We start from the raw sequence: 21,842 nt of genomic DNA, 5'->3' as shown, positions 1-21,842 counted from the left end.
AAGCCAGCCTGCTATTCGAGCGCAGGCTGAGCTGAGCTATCATGCATAAAAATTGTCTAATTGGCATGTGTGCGTGTAGCTCGCTCTTCCAACAAGCCTAGAGAGAACAACATGAGCGACCTGGAAAAAATCCATACCGGCATCCCCGAACTCGACATGGTCTTGCGCGGCGGCTTGCCGAAACAGCGTATCCACCTGATCGAGGGCCGTCCCGGCTCCGGCAAGACCACCATCGGCCTGCGCTTCCTGATCGACGGCGCGGAAAAGGGCGAGAAGTGCCTGTATATCTCGCTGTCCGAGACGGTGGAGGAACTGCGCGCCACCGCGGCCAGCCATGGCTGGTCGCTGGACGGCATCGGACTGCGCGAAGTCGTGCCGGCGGAAGCCCAGCTCGGGCGCCAGCAAAGCGTGCTGTTCCCGTCGGAAGTCGAACTGGGCCAGACCATCTCGGCGATCACCGAGGCGGTGCAGGAAGAGGCGCCAAGGCGGGTGGTGATCGACTCGATGTCGGAACTGCGCATGGTCGCCGATGACCCGATGCGCTACCGGCGCCAGATCGTCGCCCTGAAGCGCTTCCTGCTGGGGCAGAACTGCACCACGCTCTTGATGGACGACCTGACCGACGAGCCGCGCCAGTACGACCTGCAGGGCACGGTGCACGGCGTGATCACGCTGGAGCAGCGCGAGCGCGAATTCGGCGCCGCGCGCCGGCGCCTGCGGGTGGTCAAGATGCGCGGCGCCGAGTTCCAGAGCGGCTGGCACGACTTCGCCATCACCGAGCGCGAGGTGTTCGTGTTTCCCAGCCTGATCGCGGACGAGCACAAGGGCGAACGCATCCGCGACACGATCACCAGCGAAGTCCCGGCCCTGGACACGATGCTGGGCGGCGGCCTGATGCGCGGCACCTCGGTGATGATCCTCGGCCCCACGGGCGTCGGCAAGTCCTCGCTGGCCCTGCAGTACGCCAACGTGGCGGCCGAGCGCCGCGAGCACGTCGCCTATTTCGCCTTCGACGAGTCGAGGGAAACCCTGATCGACCGGGCCAACGGCCTGTCGATGCGCGCCGCCGATGCCATCAACAACGGCACCATCTACTGGGAACGCATCAATCCCTCGCGCATCTCCCCGGGGGAATTCATCTGGAAGGTGCGGCGCCAGGTGGAGGACCATGGCGCGGCCGTGGTCGTGATCGACAGCCTGAATTCCTACCTTGAGACCATGCACGAGGAGAAGGCGCTGATGCTGCAGATGCACGAGCTGCTCAGCTACCTGTCGCACCAGGGCGTGCTGTCGATCCTGGTCGTGGGCCAGAGCGGCCTGCTGGAAAACGTGGGAGACCCGCTCGACATCGCCTTCATCAGCGACACCGTGATCCTGATGCGCTACTTCGAGGCCGAGGGCGAGGTCCGCAAGGCGATCTCGATCGTCAAGAAGCGGCCGGGCCGCCATGAAAGCAGCATCCGCGAGTTTTCCCTGACCAGTGCCGGCGTCGCGGTCGGCCCGCAACTGGGCGGCTTCGAGGGCGTGCTGACCGGCGTGCCGCGCGCCGCGCAGGAGGATTCCGACCCGCCGCCGGTGCAACATGACTGACCCGCGCAAGCCCGGCGCCAGCGTGGTCGCCGCGATCTGCGCGCCTTTCGGCTACGACGAACAGGCGCTGGCCGGCCTGCTGGCGGAGTGGGGCGCGCAGGCCCGGCCCTGTGCCGACGGGGCGCAGCTGGTCGCCGCGGTGGAGGACCCCGGCGTCTGGCTGCTGCTGCTCACCGACGACGCCCTGGAGACGCACGCGACGCCGCTGGCCGCTGCCCTGCAGGGCCAGCCCGCCTGGTCGGACATGCCGCTGATCGTGCTCAGCGCCCAGGCGGGCAGCGGTGGCTCGCACCTGCAATGGAGCTTCCTGCGCCAGTTCGCGAACCTCACGGTGTTGGGACGGCCGGGTTCCGCCAACGTCCTGCGCACCGCCTTCGATGCCGCCTGCCGGGCACGCGCCTGGCAGTACACGGTGCGCGACCAGATGCAGACCCTGTCGGGCGCGGCGACGCTGCTGGAGCAGCGGGTGCTGGAACGCACCGCCGAACTGGTCGCCGAGACTGAAACCCGCAAGCGCGTCGAAAGCGCCCTGAACGAGGCGCGCAAGCTGGAAGCGATCGGGCGACTCACCGGCGGCGTGGCCCATGACTTCAACAACCTGCTGCAGGTGATCCAGGGCTCGACGACCCTGCTGCCGCTGGTCGAGCCGGGCAGCGAACGCTGGCAGCGCGCCCTGCATGCAATCCAGCGCGCGGCCTCGCGCGGCGCCAAGCTGACCCACCAGCTGCTGGCCTTCGGCCGGCGCCAGGCATTGAGCGGCGGCGCGCTCGACATCGCACGCCAGCTCGAGGAGATGCAGGACTTGCTGCAGCAGTCCCTGCGCGAACGGATTGCGCTGACCTTGGAGGTGGAACCCGGCCTGTGGCTGGCCGATGCCGACCTGACCCAGCTCGAGGTGGCGCTGCTCAACCTGGCCGTCAACGCCAAGGACGCGATGCCGGACGGCGGCGCGGTCACCATCCAGGCCCGCAATCTCAGCCTGCCGTCGCCGGGCTTGCCCCAGCTGGAACTGAGCGGCGACTTCGTCTGGCTGAGTGTGCGTGATACCGGCACCGGCATGCCGCCCGAGGTGGTGCGCCAGGCCTTCGATCCCTTCTTCACGACCAAGCCGGTCGGCGCCGGGACCGGTCTGGGTCTGAGCCAGGTGTACGGTTTTGCCAAGCAATCAGGCGGCACGGCCTGGATCGACAGCTCGGCGCAAGGGACGGCGGTATCGATCCTGCTGCCGCGCAGCAGGGCCGCCAGGAGGCAGGAGAAGGAGGACGGTGCCACCTCGCCGCCCCTGGTGGCGGGCGCCCGCGTGCTGTATGTCGAGGACGATGCGGCGGTCGCCGACGCGACCCTGGAGTTGCTCGCCAACCTCGGCTGCGAAGCCACGCTGGCACGCGACGCCCAGGACGCGCTGCGGCATCCACTGGAGCGCTTCGACCTGGTGTTCTCCGACGTCGTCATGCCGGGGGCCATGGACGGCATCGGCCTGGCGCATCACCTCCGCACGCAGCACCCGAAGCTGCCGGTGCTGCTGGCCAGCGGCTATGTGGTCGCGCCCGAGCGCCTGCACGGGCTGGACGTCAGCGTATTGGCCAAGCCTTATACGCAGGAAGAATTGCGCAGGGCACTGGCGCGCCTGTTGGCGCGAGGGGAAAGGAGCGCTTAGCGCCCCATCTGCAGATCGAACTTCCAGGTGATCAAGCGCAGCCCGCTGATGAACAGCGCGCTGGTCCACAGGGCGAAATCCGGCTCCACGCCATAGTGGCGCATCATGAGGTACAGCCAGTTCCCCAGGAAGGCGCAGATCGCGTAAGGCTTCCCGTCGCGGAACACCATCGGCACTTCGTTGCAGACGATGTCGCGCAGCACCCCGCCGAAGATCCCGGTGATCACACCCATCATCGAGGCGATGAAGATCGGCATGTCGGCCGCCAGCGCGGCGGATACCCCGGCTATCGAGAACAGGCCCAGGCCGACCGCGTCGGCGATCACGATCAGGCGTTCCGAGACGATCTGGCGCAGGGTGCGGATCAGGGGAGAAGCCACCAGGGCCAGTACGAAGATCAGGATCGCGTATTCCTGGTGGATGACCCAGAACAGCGGCCGGCGGTCGAGCAGGATGTCGCGCAGGGTACCGCCGCCGAAAGCGGTGATGAAAGCCACCGTGAAGACGCCCACCAGGTCCATGCGCTTGCGCCGCGCTTCGATGAAGCCGGAGAAGGCGCCGACCAGGATCGCCATGATTTCGATGAACTTGATGAGGGTCATGCGGTAATGAAGAGCGGACAGTGTTGCTAGACTACCATGCCGCTCTGCATTTACGAACGTCGACCTATAACAGCGGGAGCCTTACCGAGAAAATGACATCGTTTCCATCATGGCGGTAGGCGATGTCGCCATGGTGCTCGCGTACGATCTGCTGCGCGATGTACAGTCCCAGCCCCATGCCCGTGCGGTTGCGCGGGTTGTTCAGCGAGGCGCGCTTGAAGGGGTTGAACAAGGTCGCCACCAGTTCCGGCGGGATCGGGGCGCCCGCATTGCTGACGTCGACCACCGCTTCCTTGCCGTCGACCCGGACGCAGACGCGCACCGGCTTGCCCACCTCGCCATGGTGGCGCGCATTGCTCAGCAGGTTGGACAGCACCTGTCCCATCCTTCCGCTGTCGGCATTGACCATCGCCTGCTCGTCGCAGGCCAGCTGGAAGGGGATGGTCGGGTAGGCCAGGCGCGCTTCGTCGATCAGGTCTTCCACCAGGGCCGTCAGGTTGACCGGCTCGAGCGCCACGCCCAGGCCCAGGCCGCCGTCGATGCGGCTCATGTCCAGCACCTGCGTGATCATGCGCTGCATGCGGCTGGTGGAAGACTGGATGCGCTTGCCCAGGGTCGGCTGGCTGTTGCCCTTCTCGAGCACCATGCCGGCCATGTTGATCGAATGGAGCGGGTCGCGCAGGTCGTGGCCGAGCATGGCCAGCAGCTGGGCGCGCGTGGCTTCGGTCTGGGCGCGGCGCGAGTTCATCACGCGCACCAGCTCGGCCAGGGTCAGGCGCGAATTGGACAGGACGGTCGATTCCCACGGATGCGCATGGCCGCGCACCGTCTGGTACCAGGCGTCGAACGAGCCGCGCGGCGTCAGGCGCTCGCCGAGCGGGCCGAAGGCCGTGGTCTTCTCCGGACGCCCACCCCAGGCGACCTGCTCGATCTGCTCGACCCGCAGCACCACGTTCCAGCCGTTCGCGGCCGGATCGAAGGGCAGGGCCAGCAAGCCGACCCATTTGCCGAGCCGGTCGCGGATCGCTTCCGGCCAGTCCTCCAGCTTTTCGCGCACCACCAAATCGTGCGCGCCCTCGGGCAGCGAGGCGACGATGGCCTCGGCCAGTTCGTGCGGCACATCGCCCCGCACCTGCACCTTGTGGTAGTAGCTGGTGACCTGGGCCTGCGCCTGGGTCGCTTCCAGGATGGCGTCGGAGAAGCGGCCGAAGGTCTCGAGCGGATCGTCTTCCAGCAGCAGGTCTTCGACCAGCTTGGTGCGGGTCGAGGCCGCGCGCTCGATCAACCCGGTTTCCAGACGCGACTCGATGCTGTGGATGGTCGAGGCCATCACCTGGGCCAGCACGTCGCAGGCCATGCGGATCGAGTAGGGCACCAGCTTGCGCGACATGTGGTGGCAGGCGATCAGCCCCCATAGCCGGTTGTTGATGACGATCGACACGCTCATCGACGCGCCGACGCCCATGTTCTTCAGGTACTCGATGTGGATCGGCGAGACGCTGCGCAGCACGGCATGGCTCATGTCGAGCGCCAGCGCATCCGGCGCGCCCAGCAGCGGCACCATGGTGTCGTTGACGTCGATAATCGAACGCAGCGTGTTCAGCACATACAGGCGGCGTGCCTGGACCGGAATGTCCGAGGCCGGGTAGCGCTGGCCGAGGTAGGGCACGATATCCTCGCGCCGGGCTTCGGCCACCACGTCGCCGCTGTCGTCCGGGCGGAAGCGGTAGGCCATCACGCGGTCGAATCCGGTGATCTCGCGGATCTGCTCCACCGCGATCGACAGCAGGCCTTCGATGGTTTTCTGGCGGCGCAGGCGGTCGATCGAGGCATGCGCCTTCACCGCGAACAGGGCCACCTCGTCGGCGCTCGCCTCACGCTGTTCGAATTCGGCAGTCACCCGGCCGAGGGCGGCATGAACGACGCAGTCGAAGTCGGCGCCGCCGATACAGACCGGAACCATCGAAGGAGTGACTTCAGGCTCGCCCGGTCCGATGTACTCGACCAGCAATTCGAGCGCGGCGGGCGGCAGGTCGAGCGAGGCATAGGGGGCGCCGAGTTCGGGCGTGAGGCCGAGCAGCGCAGGGGCATTGGCGCTCCAGCCTTCGAGCGCGCCGTCGGCAGTGAAGAAAAGGAGGGCGCCGTGAGGCTGGATCGAACCGGGGATGTGGATCGGCTCGTCGGCGCAGTTCAGCAGGTCGACCTGGCGGCCGTGCTCCATCGGAATCACGGAAGTACCCTTCAATTCGCCACCATTCCCTTCTCGTCAATTTCGGCAAATGCCGGTCCACCGCATTTTACAGGTAATACATACGAGGACACATCATATTGTTGTGTCCATGTTGCACTCCGTGCGGCGGCTCACTCGAGCAAGGCGGGACGCAGCAGGACGATCAAAGCCCCGTGTCCGCCATCTTTCTTACCTGCAACGCAGAAGGCTACCACTTCGCTTTTTTGCACCAGCCAGCTGTGCACGATCCCGCGCAGGACCGGCTGGCCCTGCGGCGAGCCGTAGCCGATGCCATGGACGATGCGTACGCAACGCACGCCGCGGCGGTTGGCGCGGTGGAGGAAGTCGGTGAGGGCGTCGCGTGCCCCGTCGCGGTTCAGGCCATGCAGGTCGAGCTCGTCCTGCACGGGCCAGTGGCGCTTGCGCAGCTTTTTCACGACGTCCGGCCCGACGCCCGGTTGGGCGTAGCTCAGCGACGGGTCTTCGTCGAGCAGGCCGTCGACGTCGAACTCGTCGGACAGCGACTCCCGTAGGACCGCTTCGATTTCCTCTTCCTCGGTGAGCGGGGTGCGGTCCTTGAAGGCGCGGTCGGAGGCCACGTACACCGGACGGTATACGTAGCGGTCCGATTCGGGAATCTTGGTCACGCCCTGCATCGCGCCGCGGAACTCCACGGCGCGCTCCTTCGCGATCCGCTCGCGCTTCTCGCGCTCGGCTCGCTCGATGGCGCGCAGGCGCTCGTCTTCCTTGAGCTTGTCGCGCAAGCCCTTCAGTTCAGCGAAATCCTTCATGCCCGCCATCGTACCGCTACTTGCTTATTTAGGATCGTCTTCCAGTGCTTCGAGATAACGCTGCGCGTCGAGCGCGGCCATGCAGCCGGTGCCCGAGCTGGTGATCGCCTGGCGGTACACGTGGTCCTGCACGTCGCCGGCGGCGAACACGCCCGGCACGCTGGTGGCGGTCGCCATGCCCTCGGTACCCGAGCGGGTCTTGATGTAGCCGTTCTGCATGTCCAGCTGGCCTTCGAAGATGCCGGTGTTCGGCTTGTGACCGATCGCCACGAACAGGCCGTGCACGGCGATGTCCTTGGCTGCGCCGGTCTCGGTGGACTTGATGCGCAGGCCGGTCACGCCGCTGTTGTCGCCCAATACCTCATCCAGGGTGTGGTTCAGTTCGAGCACGATCTTGCCTTCCTGGACCTTGTGCATCAGGCGGTCGACCAGGATCGGTTCGGCGCGGAACTTGTCGCGGCGGTGGATCAAGGTGACCTTGGAGGCGATGCCGGCCAGGTACAGGGCTTCCTCGACCGCGGTATTGCCGCCGCCGATCACCGCGACTTCCTGGTTGCGATAGAAGAAACCGTCGCAGGTGGCGCAGGCCGACACGCCCTTGCCCATGAACGCCTGTTCCGACGGCAGGCCGAGGTACTGGGCCGAGGCGCCGGTGGCGATGATCAGCGCGTCGCAGGTGTATTCGTTGCTGTCGCCGACCAGGCGGATCGGCTTCTCGTTCAGGAAGGTGGTGTGGATGTGGTCGAACACGATCTCGGTGTTGAAGCGCTCCGCATGCTGCAGCAGGCGCTGCATCAGCTCCGGACCCTGCACGCCCAGCGGGTCGCCCGGCCAGTTCTCGACGTCGGTCGTGGTCATCAACTGGCCGCCCTGTTCGACGCCGGTGACCAGCATCGGGCTCAGGTTGGCGCGCGCGGCGTACACCGCTGCGCTGTAGCCGGCAGGACCGGAACCGAGAATCAGGACTTTGGCGTGTTTGGTAGTAGTCATGGGAGGCTTCAATAAGAGATGAACAAGCGGAAACTGGGGGCGGCCTTTAGAAAGATCAAGGCTCGGTTTGCAACACAAGATTATAGACGATGATGCACACGAGCATGAATCGTAGGCCAGCCCAGCCGTATATGGCTTAGAATGGGCGGATTGTCGATAGCGAACACTTCTGTTTCGCTTTCCATGTCACTTTCGTAGTACAAGCAATGAGCAAGAACAGCCAAGCCAGCACTTCTGGATACACCCGCACTGCGCAATCCACACGCGCCCGCCAGCCCCTGCCTGGCCGGCTGTCGCGCCTCCTGTCGGAAGCGCGCTGGATCGCCATGGCCGTCGCCTTCCTGTATTTCGTGCTTATTTTATTAAGCTACAACAAGGGCGATCCGGGCTGGTCGCACGCCAATTCCGTCCCCAGGATCGCCAACCTGGGCGGCAAGGCCGGGGCCTGGCTATCCGACCTATTGCTGTTCATCTTCGGTTTCTCGGCCTGGTGGTGGGGCGTGATCTTCCTGCGCGGGGTCTGGAAGGGCTGGCGCCGCCTGACCGACAAGCTGGCCCCGGTGGGCGACGAACCGCTTCATGCCGGCGAGATGTACGTGCGCTGGACCGGTTTCGCCATCATGCTGGCCGGCAGCCTGGGCCTGGAATACCTGCGCCTGTGGACCTGGAACGTCGAGCTGCCGCGCGCCGCCGGCGGGGTGCTGGGCCAGCTGATCGGCCATTCGGCCCACGTCGCCTTCGGCTTCACCGGCGCGACCCTGCTGCTCCTGCTGCTGTTCGGGCTGGGCTTCTCGCTGTTCTTCCAGGTGTCCTGGCTCGCCGTGGCCGAGCGCATCGGCGAGTCGGTCGAGAACACGATCGACTGGTTCCGCATGCGCATGGAAGACCACGAAGACCGCAAGCAGGGCGAAGCCGCCGCCGTCAAGCGCGACGAGCTGGTGGTCAACGAGCGCCAGAAGTACACCGAAAAGCATCCGGCCCCGCCGCCGATCGTCAAGGCCGAGCCGGCGCTGGAGCCGCGCGCCGAGCCCGTGATCCTGCCGCCGTCGACGCCGGCCTCGCTCGCCATGCCGCCGGCGGCCCCGTCGCCGGTGGCCAGCGCCGCCTCGACCATCAAGATTGAGCCGCAGATGACCAGCGTGCCGAAGTCCGAGCGCGCCCAGAAGGAAATGCAGACGCCGCTGTTCCACGAGCTGGCGGGCGACGGCGGCCTGCCGCCGCTGGCGCTGCTGGACGAAGCCCCGCCGGCGCAAGAGACGGTGGCGGTCGAGACCCTGGAATTCACCAGCCGCCTGATCGAGAAGAAGCTGTCCGACTTCGGCGTCGAAGCGAAGGTCGTGGCCGCCTATCCGGGCCCGGTGGTCACCCGCTACGAGATCGAGCCGGCCACCGGCGTGAAGGGCAGCCAGATCGTCAACCTGGCGCGCGACCTGGCGCGTTCGCTCTCGCTGACCTCGATCCGCGTGGTCGAGACCATCCCGGGCAAGAACTACATGGCGCTCGAGCTGCCGAACCCGAAACGCCAGATCGTGCGCCTGTCGGAAATCGTCGGTTCCAAGGTTTATGGCGACAGTGCCTCTGCGCTGACGGTCGCCCTGGGCAAGGACATCGCCGGTAAACCAGTCTGCGCCGACCTGGCCAAGATGCCGCACCTGCTGGTGGCGGGTACCACCGGTTCGGGTAAATCGGTGGGCATCAACGCGACCATCCTGTCGCTGCTCTACAAATCCGACCCGGCCGACGTGCGCCTGATCCTGATCGACCCGAAAATGCTGGAGATGTCGGTGTACGAAGGCATCCCGCACCTGCTGGCGCCGGTCGTGACCGACATGCGCCAGGCCGGCCACGCCTTGAACTGGGCGGTGAACGAGATGGAGCGCCGCTACAAATTGATGTCGAAGCTGGGCGTGCGTAATTTGGCAGGCTACAACGGCAAGATCGTGGAGGCGGCCAAGCGCGAGGAGCACATCCCGAATCCGTTCTCGATCATGCCGGACAATCCCGAGCCGCTCGAGAAGCTGCCGACCATCGTCATCATCATCGACGAACTGGCCGACCTGATGATGGTGGTGGGTAAGAAGGTGGAAGAGCTGATCGCCCGTATCGCCCAGAAGGCGCGTGCGGCCGGCATCCACCTGATCCTGGCCACCCAGCGTCCGTCGGTGGACGTGATCACCGGCCTGATCAAGGCGAACATCCCGACCCGCATCGCCTTCCAGGTCTCGTCGAAGATCGACTCGCGCACCATTCTCGACCAGATGGGCGCGGAAACGCTGCTGGGCATGGGCGACATGCTGTACATGCCGCCGGGGACCGGCCTGCCGATCCGCGTGCACGGCGCCTTCGTGTCGGACGACGAAGTGCATCGAGTTGTAAAACATCTCCAGTCGCTCGGTGAACCGAACTATATTGAAGGCATTCTCGAAGGCGGTACGCTGGAAGAGGGCAATGCCGAGGGCATCCCGGCGGGCGAGGGCGGCGGCGAATCCGACGCGCTCTACGACCAGGCCGTGGCTGTGGTGCTCAAGAACCGCAAGGCCTCGATCTCGCTGGTCCAGCGCCACCTGCGCATCGGCTACAACCGCGCGGCCCGCCTGATCGAGCAAATGGAACAGAGCGGCCTGGTGTCGCCGATGCAGTCGAACGGCAACCGCGACATCCTCGTCCCGGCGACGACCGCCGAATAACCGCGCCTATCCGCTGTTGTAGGGTGGGCGGGTCCTCCCGCCCACGCGGTCAACGATGGGCGGCGGACCACAACAAGAGGAATCCATATGAAATTCACGACCACCCGTTTCGCAGCACTCATCGCAACGACCGCGTTCGCCCTGTCGGCCAACGCCGGCGCCGCCGCCCTCGACCAGTTCAAGAGCTTCGTCGCCACCACCAAGTCCGCCAAGGGCGAATTCACCCAGCAGCAGCTGACCAAATCCAAGAGCGGCAAGGCCGCCCCGGTCTCGAGCGGCACGTTTGTATTCGCCCGCCCCGGCAAGTTCATCTGGACCTACCAGAAGCCCTATGAACAGTTGCTGCAGGCCGACGGCGAAACGCTCTACATCTACGACAAGGACCTGAACCAGGTCAGCACCCGCAAGCTGGGCAACGCCCTGGGTTCGTCGCCGGCCGCCATCCTGTTCGGCAGCAACGACCTGGAAAAGAACTTCACCCTGTCGGAGGCCGGCGAGCGTGACGGCGCCGAATGGCTGACCGCGGTGCCCAAGACCAAGGACACCACCTTCGAGCAGATCGGCATCGGCCTGAAGGGCGGCGTGCCGGTGGCCATGGAGCTGAAGGACCAGTTCGGCCAGGTCTCGCTGCTGAAGTTCACCAACTTCCAGCGCAACCCGGCGCTGGGCGCCCAGCAGTTCAAATTCGACGTGCCGAAGGGCGCCGACGTCGTCAACCAGTAAATCCCGCTGCCGGGCGCTCCGCCCGATAGCCTTCCGTACAATCGGTCTTCACGACCAACGGCAGGCCAAAGGAGCGCCCAATGAAGGCAGTACGCATCCATCAGTACGGAGGACGCGAGGTCCTCTCCCTTGACGAGATTCCCGTTCCCGACATCGCTCCGGATGAGGTGCTGGTGCGGGTCGTCGCCGCATCCATCAACCCGGTCGACTGGAAGGTCCGCGCCGGCTACCTGGCCCAGATGATGCCGCACCGGATGCCGCTGACCCTCGGCTGGGACGTTTCCGGCGTAGTGGCGGCGGTGGGCAGCCAGGTCACGCAGTGGCAGGTCGGCGACGCGGTCTACTCGCGGCCCGACCTGGCGCGCAACGGCACCTACGCCGAGTTCGTCGCCATCCGCCCCGGCGAATGCGCGCGCAAGCCGCGTACCATTTCGCACGTCGAAGCAGCTTCATTGCCGCTGGCCGGGATCACCGCTTGGGAGGCGATGATGGACACCGCCCGGGTCCGCGCCGGGCAGCGCGTGCTGGTCCACGCCGGCTCGGGCGGCGTCGGTTCGCTGGCGATCCAGTTGGTGAAGGCGGCCGGGGCCACCGTGGCCGCCACGGCATCCGGCCGCAACCGTGCGCTGGTGGAGTCGCTGGGCGTCGACCAGTTCGTCGACTACACGACAACGACGCTGCTCCACGCGGTCGAGCCGGTGGACGCCGTGTTCGACACCATCGGCGGCGAGGTGCAGGAAGCCTCGTGGTCGCTCTTGAAGCCGGGCGGCATCCAGGTGTCGATCATCAGTCCGCCGGACGAGGCCAGGGCGGCCGCGATGGGCGTGCGCGGCGGCTTCGTCTTCATCGGACCGAATGCGCCGGTGCTCGACAAGCTGGCCGGGATGGTCGACGGCGGCCGGCTGCGGCCGATCGTCGGCGCCGAGTTCGCACTGGAAGACATCGCGCAAGCCCATGCGCTGAGCGAAAGCGGCAGGGCGGTCGGCAAGATCGTGCTCTACGTCGGCAAGCCTTGATTCAGTAGATCGTGGTGCGCAGGTCGATGTGCTTGCTCGGTGCGAGCGCCAGGAAGCTGGCGTCCGTCGGCGCGGCCTGCAGGGTCACCCAGACCGTGTGTTCCTCATAAAAATAGGAACGGTTCGAACCGGAGACCGAGGCGCGAAAGCGCGCGTTCCAGTCGATCCGGACCGCATCGCCCAGCCCGCCCTCGAACAGGGGCGAAGCCAGCCAGGCCGGCCACCTGGTGGTCAGCATGCTGTCCCACGGCCGGAACAGGGACACGGCAAATCCTTCGCCCACGCGCCAGGCCTTCAGGTTGTCCGGGCGGGCAGGACGGTCGTGGGCCCAGGCCGGATCGTCCATGCGGCGCACCAGGTGGCGCGCTTCGAAACCATGCTCTTCCAGCGCTGCCACCTCGTGGCGGATCGTGGCCTCGCCGCTCAGGATGGGCAGGCGGTGCACGCGCGGCACGGCCAGCCGCGTCCCGGCATCGGCGGCGGCGCGCGAGGCCCTGGTCCACCTGGACCAGATGTCCTGGATCATGAGGACGGGCGCGGGATGTGTCATGGGGCGGCTCCGGCGTGGAAACGGGGAATTATAGGGCAGGGCGCGCCCGTGCAGCCTGCCTCGGCCGCCTGCATCGGCTACACTAGACACATGCACAACACTCCGCAACATTTCGCATTTCCCTCGAGCGTCCCGGGAGCGCATCATGGATGACCTCTTCAAGACCGAACCCTCGCCGCCGCTGGCCGAAGCCCTGCGGCCGCGCACCATCGACGAAGTCATCGGCCAGAGCCACCTGCTCGGCCCGGGCAAGCCGCTGAACCTGGTGTTCAAGTCGGGCAAGCCGCACTCGATGATCCTGTGGGGCCCGCCCGGCGTGGGCAAGACCACGCTGGCGCGCCTGACCGCCTACGCCTTCGACTGCGAGTTCATCGCGCTGTCGGCGGTGCTCTCGGGCGTGAAGGATATCCGCGCCGCCGTCGAACAGGCCGAGCACTACCTGCAGCAGGGCAAACACACCATCCTGTTCATCGACGAGATCCACCGCTTCAACAAGTCGCAGCAGGACGCCTTGCTGCCCTTCGTGGAATCGGGCCTGGTGACCCTGATCGGCGCGACCACCGAGAACCCCTCGTTCGAGGTCAACTCGGCGCTGCTGTCGCGCTCCCAGGTCTACGTGCTCAAGGCCCTGAGCGACGACGAGATGCGCCAGCTTCTCAAGCGCGCCCAGGAGCGCGTGCTGCAGCACCTGAGCTTCGACGAGGTCGCGGTCGACACCCTGGTCGGCTATGCCGACGGCGACGCGCGCCGCTTCCTCAACCTGCTGGAACAGACCAAGACCTCGGCCGAGACGGCCGGCGTCACCCGCATCACCGCGGAGTTCGTCGAGAACGCGCTGACGCTGAATGCGCGCCGCTTCGACAAGGGCGGCGACAACTTCTACGACCAGATCTCGGCCCTGCACAAGTCGGTGCGCGGCTCGCATCCGGACGCGGCCCTGTACTGGCTGTGCCGCATGCTTGACGGCGGCGCCGACGCCAAGTACCTGTCGCGCCGCATCGTGCGCATGGCATGGGAAGACATCGGCCTGGCCGACCCGCGTGCGCTGCAGATCGCCAACGACGCCGCCACGACCTATGAGCGCCTCGGTTCGCCCGAAGGCGAGCTGGCCCTCGGCCAGGCCGTGATCTACCTGGCGATCGCCGCCAAGAGCAATGCCGGCTACAACGCCTTCAACGAGGCGATGGCTTTCGTCAAGAAGGACAAGTCGCGCGAGGTCCCGGTCCACCTGCGCAACGCGCCGACGAAATTGATGAAGGAACTCGGCTACGGCCACGCCTACCGCTATGCCCACGACGAGCCGCATGCCTATGCGGCGGGCGAGACCTACCTGCCGGAGGGAATACGCGAACCGGGCTGGTACCGTCCAGTGCCGCGCGGGGTGGAATCGAAGATCGCCGAGAAGCTCGCCTTCCTGCGCAGTCTCGACGACGAGGCGGGCGCGTCATGACGAAAAAGCCCCACGATGGACTGGCCATCGTGGGGCTGTGCAGGATATGGCGGAGCCGTTCGGCTCCGCCTGGCTTCCGAGATCAGTAGTTCTCGTAGGCGCCGATATCCCATGCGCCGCCTTTCGGACGCAGCGCATTGACGATGTCGACCGTCGGGGCGGACGCCTTGGTGCCCTTGTTCACGGCCGGCGAGCTGCTCTGCAGGCGGTAGTCGCCGGTGCCGGTCGGGTTGTAGCTGACGAACTTCGGATCGGCGTTGATGGTGCCGGTCGCGCTGCCGACGCGCAGCGAAATCGCCGAGCCGTTGCCGTAGACCAGGTTGTTCGCGGTGACATTGCCCGAACCGATGCAGCTCTGGCCCGAGTAGCAGTACTGCGAAATGCCCTGGCGCGGGTTCTTGTACACGATGTTGTTGATGACCTTCGTGTTCTTCAGCTGGATGTTGCCCGGCTTGTCGCCCACGCCGGTGACGATGCCGCCGCCCATGCCGCTCGAACCGTTGGCGAACACGGTGTTGTTGGCGATGGTCGAGTCGGTCGCGGCGTGCCACAGGTGGATGCCGTAGGCCGAAGCGCGGTAGACGATGTTGTTCATGATCTTGCTGCCCTTGTTGGACGAGTAGATCCCCTGAACGCCGTTGCAGCCGCCCGGCTTGCCGATGTCGTGCACCACGTTGCCGATGATGTCGCCGGCCGAGCTGGTGTAGCTGGCGTTGACGATGCCGGCGCCGCCGGAGCCCGTGCAACCGCCCGACACGGTGATGTGGTGGACGCGGTTGTTCGTCACCAGGGTGTTCGAGCCCATGTTCTGGATGCCCAGGCGGCCCGGGCCGCTGATGTCGAAACCGTTGATCTCGACGTAGCTGCCGTTGTTCAGCCACATGACTTCCTTGCCGCTGCCGACGATCTTGGCGCCCCATTTGGTGTCCGACACGAAGCGGATGCGGGCGGTCGAGGTGCCGCTGAGCTTGGTGGTGACGTTGCCGTTATAGGTGCCCGGCGCCACGTGCACGGTGGTGCTCGCCTTGGCGACCGAGGCGGCCTTGTTGATGGTCTTGAACGGACGCGCCTGGGTACCCGGGTTCGAGTCCGAACCCGTGGTGGCCACGTACAGGTGGTAGGACGAGGTATCGGCCGTCGATGCGGTGCGGTTCTGGTATTCCCGGCTGCTCATCAGGGCGACGCGCACGGTGTCCAGCGGCAGGCCGTTGTTGACGAGACCAACCCAATAGGCGAGGCCGGCGGTGTCCGGCTCGCGGCCGAGCAGGGTACGATAGAGTTCGGTGACCTGGTCGACCGAGCTCGTCGCCGCGGCAACAGTCGCTTCGGATGTCGTGGCCTTGTCAGCGGCGTAGACGTTGCCGCCAATGGCGGTCAGCAGGACAGCGGCGCTGCAGCAGAGGATTGCGTTGACACGGGCATTCGAAGCAAAGTTGACTACGTTTTTCATTAGGGAGTTTCCTTCTCAAAAAAGTGAAAGCGAACCTTTGAGAGTAGGAAACTGCAGGAGTTCAATTTTTTTGGAGAAAAATTTTCTAGCGATAACAATTCCGTAAATACTCTTTCAGATCGGAAAGCAAAACCGATGCGAAAGATTTAATTTATTTGGGAAAAGCTATTCAAAAATGCTCGTTCGCTAAATCTCGCGTGCGTTGCCACATTCGGCATGCAGGAAAGCTGCCGCGAATCAGCATTGGGAAGCTTTTGTTGGCGCCAGGAGGCGCACGACGAGCCAGGCTATATGGATGAGGACAGCGAAGCGCTCAGTGTTGATAAGCACCGATGTCCACTGCGGGAGCACGCGGACGCTCCGCTCCTTCGATATCGCTGGGCGGCGCAAGTGCAGCCAGGCCGCGCTTGCGGGCTGGCGAATCCTTGCGCAGGCGATAGTCGCCTTTGCCATCGGGGCGGAAATCGACAAATAAAGGATCCTGGGTAATTGTCCCAATATCTTTTCCGACTAACATTTCAATCTTCGCAGCATTTCCAAAAACCACATTGTGTGCGACAAGATTGTCAGCGCCGATGCAGGACTCGCCGCGATAACAGTATTGCCTGATCGATGCGCGAGGGTTATAGGCAACAATATTATTGATCACCTTGGTTTCCGTCATCACCACATTTCCCGGCGCATCGCCGGTCCCCATCACGATGCCGCCGCCGGTCGTGGCCGAGCCGTTTGCAAACACCGTGTTATTGGCGACGATGACTTTGTTGGCGGCGTGCCAGAGGTGGATTCCCCATGCCGAGGCGCGGTAAACGATGTTGTTGTAAATTTTGCCGCGCAGGTTGGAGTAATAGATTCCCTGCACGCCCGAACAGGTGCCCGGCTCGCCGATGTCGTGCACGAGGTTGCCGCTGATCTCGCCGTCCGAGGCCTGGTAATTGCTGAACACGATGCCGCCGCCGCCATTGCTGCTGCAGCCGCCCGTCACCGCAAGCTCATGCACGTGGTTGTTGAGCACGCGCACCCAGGAGCCGTAGTTCAGGATCCCGTTGCGTCCGCTGCCGGTCACGTCGAAGCCGTTGATCTCGACGTGTTCGCCATGGTTTTCCCAGACCGCCTCGACACCGCCCCCGATGATCCTGGCGCCCCATTTGACCGTCGAGACATAGCGTATCGGCGCCGTGGGCGTGCCGCTCTTCATCGATTTGATGTTCTCGCGGTAGGTGCCGGGCGCGACGTGGACGGTACTGCCCGGGACCGCACGCCTGGCGGCAGCCCCGATCGTCTGCAGCGGCGCGCCCTCGGTGCCCGGGTTGTTGTCGCTTCCGCGCGGGGTGACGTACAGGGCACGCGGGTCGACCGGGTGCTCGAGCGAGATGCATGCCTTGAGGCCGAGGCCGGCCACCAGCAGGATGCAGACGATCATCGGATATCGAAAGCTTCGCGGGTTCATTGTCTCTGACGACGGGATGAGCGCGGCGCCGTGGCCGCCGGGATCCCGAGCTTAAACCGGCGCACGATTGCGCACCTTGCGTTTGGCCGACTAGCGCGCCATTCCGTCGTTATTTAATTTCGGCAATTGATTCGTCGCGCCTGCCGGCTTGATCGTGCGCAGCATGTCGCGATGACGGGTCCGGATAATGAACTGGAGGCGCCACGGCGGACCGCAGGCGCCGGCGCACCCGGCACATGGCGCGGCGTCCCGGCTCCATCCGCATCCGAACCCGACAGCGAGCACATACAGCGACGACCAGCCTATGCTGACCCAAATGAAGAGCCTGCTTGCGTCGCTGCCGCTCGGTCGCAGCCCGGATTCGCGGCGCAACATCTCGACCGCCATCGGATCGACGATGCTGCGCCAGATGCTCTCGAGCGTCTTGTACTTCGTCGCATTGTGGGTCACCACGCGCCAGCTCGGCCCGCACTACAACGGCCTGCTGGTGACGGCCCTGCTGCTGCCGCAAACCCTGTATGCCGTCCTGAACCTGGGCCTGGCTTCCAGTCACGTCTACCACATGAGCAGCGGAACCCCGGATGCCGCGGCGATGCGCCGCGTCAACTGGATACTCGCTTGCACGCTATGGGGCATCGCCGTGCTCGCGCTCGCGCTGAGCAGCGACGCCATGATCGGGCGCTACCTGCCCGGGACGAGCAAGGACACGGCCTTGTATGCCAGCCTCCTGTTTCCCGCCATGCTGTTGGCGGCCTGGACCGTATCGCTGATCCAGGGCGCGCGCGACTACACCACCTTCAACAAGACCGCGCTGATCCAGCCCTTCACCTTCTGCGCGGGCGTGCTGGTGCTGGGCGCTACCGGCGCCATCAGTGTCGTCTCGGTGCTGTCCTGCCATATCCTGAGCCAGGCCTCGCTGTGGCTGGCCAGCGAAGTGCGGGTGCGGCGCTACCCGGCCGCGCCTGCCGGCGGCGCGCTCGCCCTGGCGAAGATGATCGGCTACGGGCTGCGGGCGCACCTGAGCAACGTGATCACCTTCCTCAACTACCGGGTCGGCCTGTATATGGTGAGCCTGCTGCTCGATCCGTCTTCGGCAGGCATCTACGCGCTCTCGGTGCAACTGGCCGAGGCACTATGGCTGATCGCGAGCGCGGCCTCGGTGGTCGTGTTCCCGGAGTCCGCGGCCGCCAACGGCACCCCGGCGGCGCTGCGCCAGATGGTCGGCCGTATCGCCTTGGCCGTATTCAAGATCACGCTCGTGGTGGGCATGCTGGCGGCGGCGCTGTCGACCGTGTTGATTCCGTGGGCCTTCGGGAAGGATTACGCGAGTGCCGTGCTTCCCTTCATTGTCCTGTTACCGGGAATTATCACCTGGAGCTACATGAACGTCATCGCCAATTCCCTGGCGGGCATGGGCCGGCAGGGCGTCAACATCGTCGGGGCCACGCTGTCGCTGGTACTGAACGGCGCCGGCTGCATGCTGGCGATCCCCGCCTACGGCACCTGGGGGGCGGCGCTGGCTGCCAGCGTGGCGTTCACGGCGACGGCCGCTTATACGGTGTTCATGTACCGGCGCATCATGGCCAGGCGTATCGCGCAGGAAGGCGCCGTGGCAGCAGCGGCGCCAGGAGGAGACCAAGGATGACGACAACGAAGATGTTGATGGTGACTTCGCTGTATCCGTATGGGAATGGCGAGACCTTCATTACAGCCGAGCTCGAACACGTCGCGCCGCACCTCGGCCATATCGAGATCGTGCCCGGCTTCTATTCCCGCGACGAGGCGCCGCGTCCGGCCCGGCAGCCGGTCAACCTGGCCTACGCGGACGGCCGCTGGGGTGCGCTTCGGGTGCCGCGGATGCTCGCCGCACTCGTGATGAGCCTGTTCAAGTACCGCTGGCTGTCCGACTTCAGGCTGATCCTGAAGCGGCCGGGCAAGCTGGCGAACTTCAAGGAGCTGGTCCGCGCGCTCTACCGGGCCAACATGTTCGAGCGCTTCTTAAGGCAGCAGGAGCGCGCGGGCAAGGCCGGCTACGATGTCATCTATTTCTACTGGCTGGTCCCCGAGATCCTCGGGGCGGCGCGCTTCTCCAGGACCTCCGGCGGGAGCACCCGGGTCATCTGCCGTGCCCACCGCGGCGACCTGTACGAGGAAGTCAAACCGGCCGGCTATGCCGGGCTGCGGCGCGAGATCATCGCCGAGGTCGACGAGATCTACTGCATCTCGGAACACGGCAAGCATTACCTGGAGCAGCACTATGCGCACCTGGCCGCGAAATTCCACCTCGCGCGGCTCGGGGTAAACGATCCGGGCTTTCTCAACCGCCAGCCCGGCAGCGGCCCGCTGAGCATCGTGTCGTGCTCCTTCGTCATCGCCAGCAAACGCCTGCACCTGCTGGTCGACGCCATCGCGCACCTGCTGGCGGCCGATCCCTCCCTGCAGGTGCGCTGGACGCATGTCGGCAACGGCCCCTTGCTCGAGGCGGTGCAAAGCCATGCCGCGAGCCGCCTGGGCCCGCGCGCGCAGGCGCTGTTCAAGGGCTACCTGATGCAGGCCGAGCTGATGGACCTGTACCGCGAGGACACGTTCGACCTCATCGTCAACGTGAGCGACAGCGAAGGCATCCCGGTGAGCCTGATGGAGGCCGCCTCGGTAGGCATTCCGATCGTGGCCACCGACGTCGGCGGCAGCCCGGAGATCATCGGCGGCGCCAACGGCGTACTGGTGCCGGCCGACGCCGACGCTGCGACGGTCGCGTCCGCCATCGCGCGCTTCAAGGACCGCGGCGCCGCCGCCGCCGCGCGCCGCGCCGCGCGCCGCTTCTGGGACGAGCGCTTCAACGCGGCCGTCAATTACGAGCGCTTCGGGCGCATCCTCGCCGGCTTGCCCTGCGCGCCGGCCGGCAGCGCCGCGCCGGAGGCCAGTGCAGCGGTGCCGGCGGTGCAGGGCGGCGACCGGGTGGTCGGCTGAAACCCTGGGTACCCATGGGAGCAGGCATGCCAGCGCACCCGCAAGCACGTAGCAGAAGCATGCTGGCAGCCCTTGCGCTGTTCATTCCGCTGTTCCTGCTGTTTACCCCGTTCGAACAGGGCGGGCCGAATCCGAGCATGTTCCCGAAGTATTTCTCGGCCGGCGTCTCGGCACTGGCGCTGGCGCCCCTGTTCGTCATCACCAGGCTGCGCTTTCGGGTGGAGAGCCAGCTGGTGCTGGTGACGCTGGCGATGTTCGTCTTCCATGCGCTCATCGTGAAGCCTGTGCCCTTTCACTTCCTGTTGCTGGTCCTGCTGAACGTGCTGCTGGCCGTCTTCATCTACGAGGCGAGCTTCGCGTGGCGCGCCGAATTCGTGACGGCGGTGTCCTGGCTGCTGCTGCTCAATGCCGTGGTCATCGCTGCGCAGGCACTCATGTTCCACCTGCTGGGCGCGCCGATCTTCGACTTCCACAAGATGATCTTCGGTTCCAACAGCCGCTTCGTCGAGGATTACCTCAACATCGCACGCTTTTCCGGCCTGCACGTCGAGCCGGGCACCTACGCCAACTACATCGCCTGCCTGGCCGCGATCCTGATGCTGACCTCCGAGTTCAGCGTCCGTTTCGTCTCGCTGTGCTTCGTGGCCGTGCTGTCGGTGTTCGTCACCAATTCCGGCTCCTCCGTCTATTTTGTGCCGGTCATGGTCCTGCTCCTCGGCTACCTGTGGCATTCGAAGGTGCGCCTCATCCATGTTGTCGTGCTGGTCGCGTCGCTGTGCGCCTACCTGCTGCTGTCCGGCGTGCTCGAGCACCTCGAGACGCGCTTCTTCGAGCAGGACGACGGCAGCCTGTCGCACCGGATCGACGGCGTGAACGCGTGGCTGGCGCTGACCCTGGAAGAGAAGCTGATCGGCGTCGGCTTCGCGAACGATCCCTGCGTGCGCTGCTACTACCAGGACATCGGCATGATCTTCAACCTGCTGACCCGCGGCGGCATCGTCGTCGTGCTCGCCTTTGCCCTGGTGATGGGGCGCATGCTCCTCGCCAACGGCCTGGTCCTCTCCGTGCTCCTGATGTTCATCCCCATCAACGAGAAGATGTTCTTCTACGAAGCACCCATCTGGCTCTTCATCCTGTTTGCCATGACGCCCTTCGTGCGCCGCACCGCGCCGCTGCGCAGCCCGACGGACGATGCCGTGGTCGTTCCTGCCGCCGGGGTCGCGCCGGGCCACTGACAGCGCGCCGGATGCGCCTGGTCCGCCCTCCCTGCATTTTATGCCGTGGTTTCAGCACTTCATCGCAAGTCGATGGCTGCGGCGGTGATGCGCCGGTAAAGTTCGAGCATACCAACGCTGCAACACCAAGGGAGAACACCATGAACATCCGTAAAAACTTCGAAGCCATTTTCCTGAGCGCCGCCGCACTGGGCCTGGTCGCCAGCTACGCCACCGCCTCCGCCCGTCCGGTCGAAGTCGTCAAGCAGGAATCGGCGATCCTGATCGACTCGACCGTGCACGTGGTCGTGGTCAAGGCGCCGCGCCTGAGCGTCGCGGAAAAAGCCGGCCTGAAGTAATGCAGGGAAGGGCTGGCGCAGGGCCCGGCAGGACGGTCAAGGATACCGTTGTCGAATCTCGCTAGGATTCCCTGTCGGCTTGGTACAATTGTGTTTTCGACATACGCAAGCCC

General features: G+C 65.5%; 17 protein-coding genes. 10 read left to right on the top strand and 7 right to left on the bottom strand.

All coding sequences use genetic code 11. The features are described from left to right. The first annotated feature begins 111 nt into the window (after positions 1-111). Positions 112-1,590, top strand: coding sequence for an ATPase domain-containing protein (locus FG94_RS11435; RefSeq protein ID WP_036211333.1), 1,479 nt, complete (start codon positions 112-114; stop codon positions 1,588-1,590). Further along, on the top strand, positions 1,583-3,247 hold the full coding sequence (locus FG94_RS11430) for an ATP-binding protein (protein ID WP_051996504.1): 1,665 nt from the start codon (positions 1,583-1,585) through the stop codon (positions 3,245-3,247). Before FG94_RS11435 ends, FG94_RS11430 begins: the two co-directional genes overlap by 8 nt. Here FG94_RS11430 and FG94_RS11425 read toward each other — a convergent pair. From FG94_RS11425 to trxB, 4 genes are all read right to left on the bottom strand, one after another. Further along, positions 3,244-3,849, bottom strand: coding sequence for a trimeric intracellular cation channel family protein (locus FG94_RS11425; protein ID WP_027866030.1), 606 nt, complete (start codon positions 3,847-3,849; stop codon positions 3,244-3,246). The two genes, FG94_RS11430 and FG94_RS11425, sit on opposite strands and share 4 nt — an antisense overlap. A 64-nt stretch (positions 3,850-3,913) precedes the next feature. Next, positions 3,914-6,094, bottom strand: a complete 2,181-nt coding sequence (locus FG94_RS11420) for an ATP-binding protein (RefSeq protein WP_229445921.1) — start codon at positions 6,092-6,094, stop codon at positions 3,914-3,916. Between the two features lie 116 nt (positions 6,095-6,210). Next, positions 6,211-6,879, bottom strand: coding sequence for a Smr/MutS family protein (locus FG94_RS11415; RefSeq protein ID WP_027866028.1), 669 nt, complete (start codon positions 6,877-6,879; stop codon positions 6,211-6,213). 15 nt (positions 6,880-6,894) lie between these two features. Beyond that, positions 6,895-7,860 carry a thioredoxin-disulfide reductase gene (gene trxB, locus FG94_RS11410; RefSeq protein ID WP_036211327.1) on the bottom strand — a complete coding sequence of 322 codons (966 nt, stop codon included), beginning with the start codon at positions 7,858-7,860 and terminating at the stop codon, positions 6,895-6,897. A 206-nt stretch (positions 7,861-8,066) separates the two neighbouring features. Here trxB and FG94_RS11405 point away from each other — a divergent pair, with 206 nt between their 5' ends. From FG94_RS11405 to FG94_RS11395, 3 genes are all read left to right on the top strand, one after another. Further along, a complete protein-coding gene (locus FG94_RS11405) occupies positions 8,067-10,547 on the top strand; it encodes a DNA translocase FtsK (protein ID WP_036211324.1) in 2,481 nt (826 codons plus the stop codon). 87 nt (positions 10,548-10,634) lie between these two features. Continuing rightward, a complete protein-coding gene (lolA, locus tag FG94_RS11400; protein WP_036211321.1) occupies positions 10,635-11,270 on the top strand; it encodes an outer membrane lipoprotein chaperone LolA in 636 nt (211 codons plus the stop codon). Positions 11,271-11,350: 80 nt separating this feature from the next. After that, complete coding sequence (locus tag FG94_RS11395; RefSeq protein WP_036211318.1) at positions 11,351-12,286, top strand: NADP-dependent oxidoreductase; 936 nt, start codon at positions 11,351-11,353, stop codon at positions 12,284-12,286. 1 nt (position 12,287) lies between these two features. On the opposite strand, the gene FG94_RS11390 is transcribed toward FG94_RS11395, so the two are convergent. Beyond that, positions 12,288-12,836: a hypothetical protein gene (locus FG94_RS11390; RefSeq protein ID WP_152570948.1), complete on the bottom strand. Its 549-nt coding sequence runs from the start codon at positions 12,834-12,836 to the stop codon at positions 12,288-12,290. Between the two features lie 145 nt (positions 12,837-12,981). Between FG94_RS11390 and FG94_RS11385 the strand changes: the two genes are divergently transcribed. Further along, positions 12,982-14,286 carry a replication-associated recombination protein A gene (locus tag FG94_RS11385; RefSeq protein ID WP_036211312.1) on the top strand — a complete coding sequence of 435 codons (1,305 nt, stop codon included), beginning with the start codon at positions 12,982-12,984 and terminating at the stop codon, positions 14,284-14,286. A gap of 82 nt (positions 14,287-14,368) precedes the next feature. Here FG94_RS11385 and FG94_RS11380 read toward each other — a convergent pair whose 3' ends face one another. After that, on the bottom strand, positions 14,369-15,736 hold the full coding sequence (locus FG94_RS11380; RefSeq protein ID WP_051996502.1) for a choice-of-anchor Q domain-containing protein: 1,368 nt from the start codon (positions 15,734-15,736) through the stop codon (positions 14,369-14,371). Positions 15,737-16,049: 313 nt separating this feature from the next. Continuing rightward, a complete protein-coding gene (locus FG94_RS11375; protein WP_051996501.1) occupies positions 16,050-17,159 on the bottom strand; it encodes a right-handed parallel beta-helix repeat-containing protein in 1,110 nt (369 codons plus the stop codon). A gap of 331 nt (positions 17,160-17,490) precedes the next feature. On the opposite strand from FG94_RS11375, the gene FG94_RS11370 reads away from it, so the two are divergent. The 4 genes from FG94_RS11370 (at position 17,491) to FG94_RS11355 (ending at position 21,729) form a co-directional block, all read left to right on the top strand. Continuing rightward, the gene (locus FG94_RS11370; RefSeq protein ID WP_036211309.1) at positions 17,491-18,831 is read left to right on the top strand and encodes a lipopolysaccharide biosynthesis protein; all 1,341 of its coding nucleotides are present in this window, start codon (positions 17,491-17,493) and stop codon (positions 18,829-18,831) included. Continuing rightward, complete coding sequence (locus FG94_RS11365; RefSeq protein WP_036211306.1) at positions 18,828-20,156, top strand: glycosyltransferase; 1,329 nt, start codon at positions 18,828-18,830, stop codon at positions 20,154-20,156. Before FG94_RS11370 ends, FG94_RS11365 begins: the two co-directional genes overlap by 4 nt. Before the next feature lie 59 nt (positions 20,157-20,215). Continuing rightward, the gene (locus tag FG94_RS11360) at positions 20,216-21,391 is read left to right on the top strand and encodes an O-antigen ligase family protein (protein ID WP_036211303.1); all 1,176 of its coding nucleotides are present in this window, start codon (positions 20,216-20,218) and stop codon (positions 21,389-21,391) included. 140 nt (positions 21,392-21,531) lie between these two features. Beyond that, entirely contained in the window at positions 21,532-21,729 is a 198-nt protein-coding gene (locus FG94_RS11355; RefSeq protein WP_036211300.1) for a hypothetical protein, read from the top strand. The last annotated feature ends 113 nt before the right edge of the window (positions 21,730-21,842 follow it).

Origin of the sequence: Massilia sp. LC238 (assembly GCF_000735635.1) — a bacterium.
Classification (GTDB): domain Bacteria; phylum Pseudomonadota; class Gammaproteobacteria; order Burkholderiales; family Burkholderiaceae_D; genus Telluria; species Telluria varians.
Note: the sequence above shows the minus strand (reverse complement) of the source record. Positions and strands in the feature narration are given on the sequence as shown.

Excerpts from the sequence above, each read along its gene's own strand:
- trxB (WP_036211327.1), bottom strand. The coding sequence starts at position 7,860 with ATGACTACTACCAAACACGCCAAAGTCCTGATTCTCGGTTCCGGTCCT.
- FG94_RS11405 (WP_036211324.1), top strand. The coding sequence starts at position 8,067 with ATGAGCAAGAACAGCCAAGCCAGCACTTCTGGATACACCCGCACTGCG.
- FG94_RS11370 (WP_036211309.1), top strand. The coding sequence starts at position 17,491 with ATGCTGACCCAAATGAAGAGCCTGCTTGCGTCGCTGCCGCTCGGTCGC.
- FG94_RS11360 (WP_036211303.1), top strand. The coding sequence starts at position 20,216 with ATGCTGGCAGCCCTTGCGCTGTTCATTCCGCTGTTCCTGCTGTTTACC.
- FG94_RS11415 (WP_027866028.1), bottom strand. The coding sequence starts at position 6,879 with ATGGCGGGCATGAAGGATTTCGCTGAACTGAAGGGCTTGCGCGACAAG.
- FG94_RS11365 (WP_036211306.1), top strand. The coding sequence starts at position 18,828 with ATGACGACAACGAAGATGTTGATGGTGACTTCGCTGTATCCGTATGGG.
- FG94_RS11430 (WP_051996504.1), top strand. The coding sequence starts at position 1,583 with ATGACTGACCCGCGCAAGCCCGGCGCCAGCGTGGTCGCCGCGATCTGC.
- FG94_RS11385 (WP_036211312.1), top strand. The coding sequence starts at position 12,982 with ATGGATGACCTCTTCAAGACCGAACCCTCGCCGCCGCTGGCCGAAGCC.
- lolA (WP_036211321.1), top strand. The coding sequence starts at position 10,635 with ATGAAATTCACGACCACCCGTTTCGCAGCACTCATCGCAACGACCGCG.
- FG94_RS11390 (WP_152570948.1), bottom strand. The coding sequence starts at position 12,836 with ATGACACATCCCGCGCCCGTCCTCATGATCCAGGACATCTGGTCCAGG.
- FG94_RS11380 (WP_051996502.1), bottom strand. The coding sequence starts at position 15,736 with ATGAAAAACGTAGTCAACTTTGCTTCGAATGCCCGTGTCAACGCAATC.
- FG94_RS11375 (WP_051996501.1), bottom strand. The coding sequence starts at position 17,159 with ATGATCGTCTGCATCCTGCTGGTGGCCGGCCTCGGCCTCAAGGCATGC.
- FG94_RS11355 (WP_036211300.1), top strand. The coding sequence starts at position 21,532 with ATGAACATCCGTAAAAACTTCGAAGCCATTTTCCTGAGCGCCGCCGCA.
- FG94_RS11425 (WP_027866030.1), bottom strand. The coding sequence starts at position 3,849 with ATGACCCTCATCAAGTTCATCGAAATCATGGCGATCCTGGTCGGCGCC.
- FG94_RS11435 (WP_036211333.1), top strand. The coding sequence starts at position 112 with ATGAGCGACCTGGAAAAAATCCATACCGGCATCCCCGAACTCGACATG.
- FG94_RS11395 (WP_036211318.1), top strand. The coding sequence starts at position 11,351 with ATGAAGGCAGTACGCATCCATCAGTACGGAGGACGCGAGGTCCTCTCC.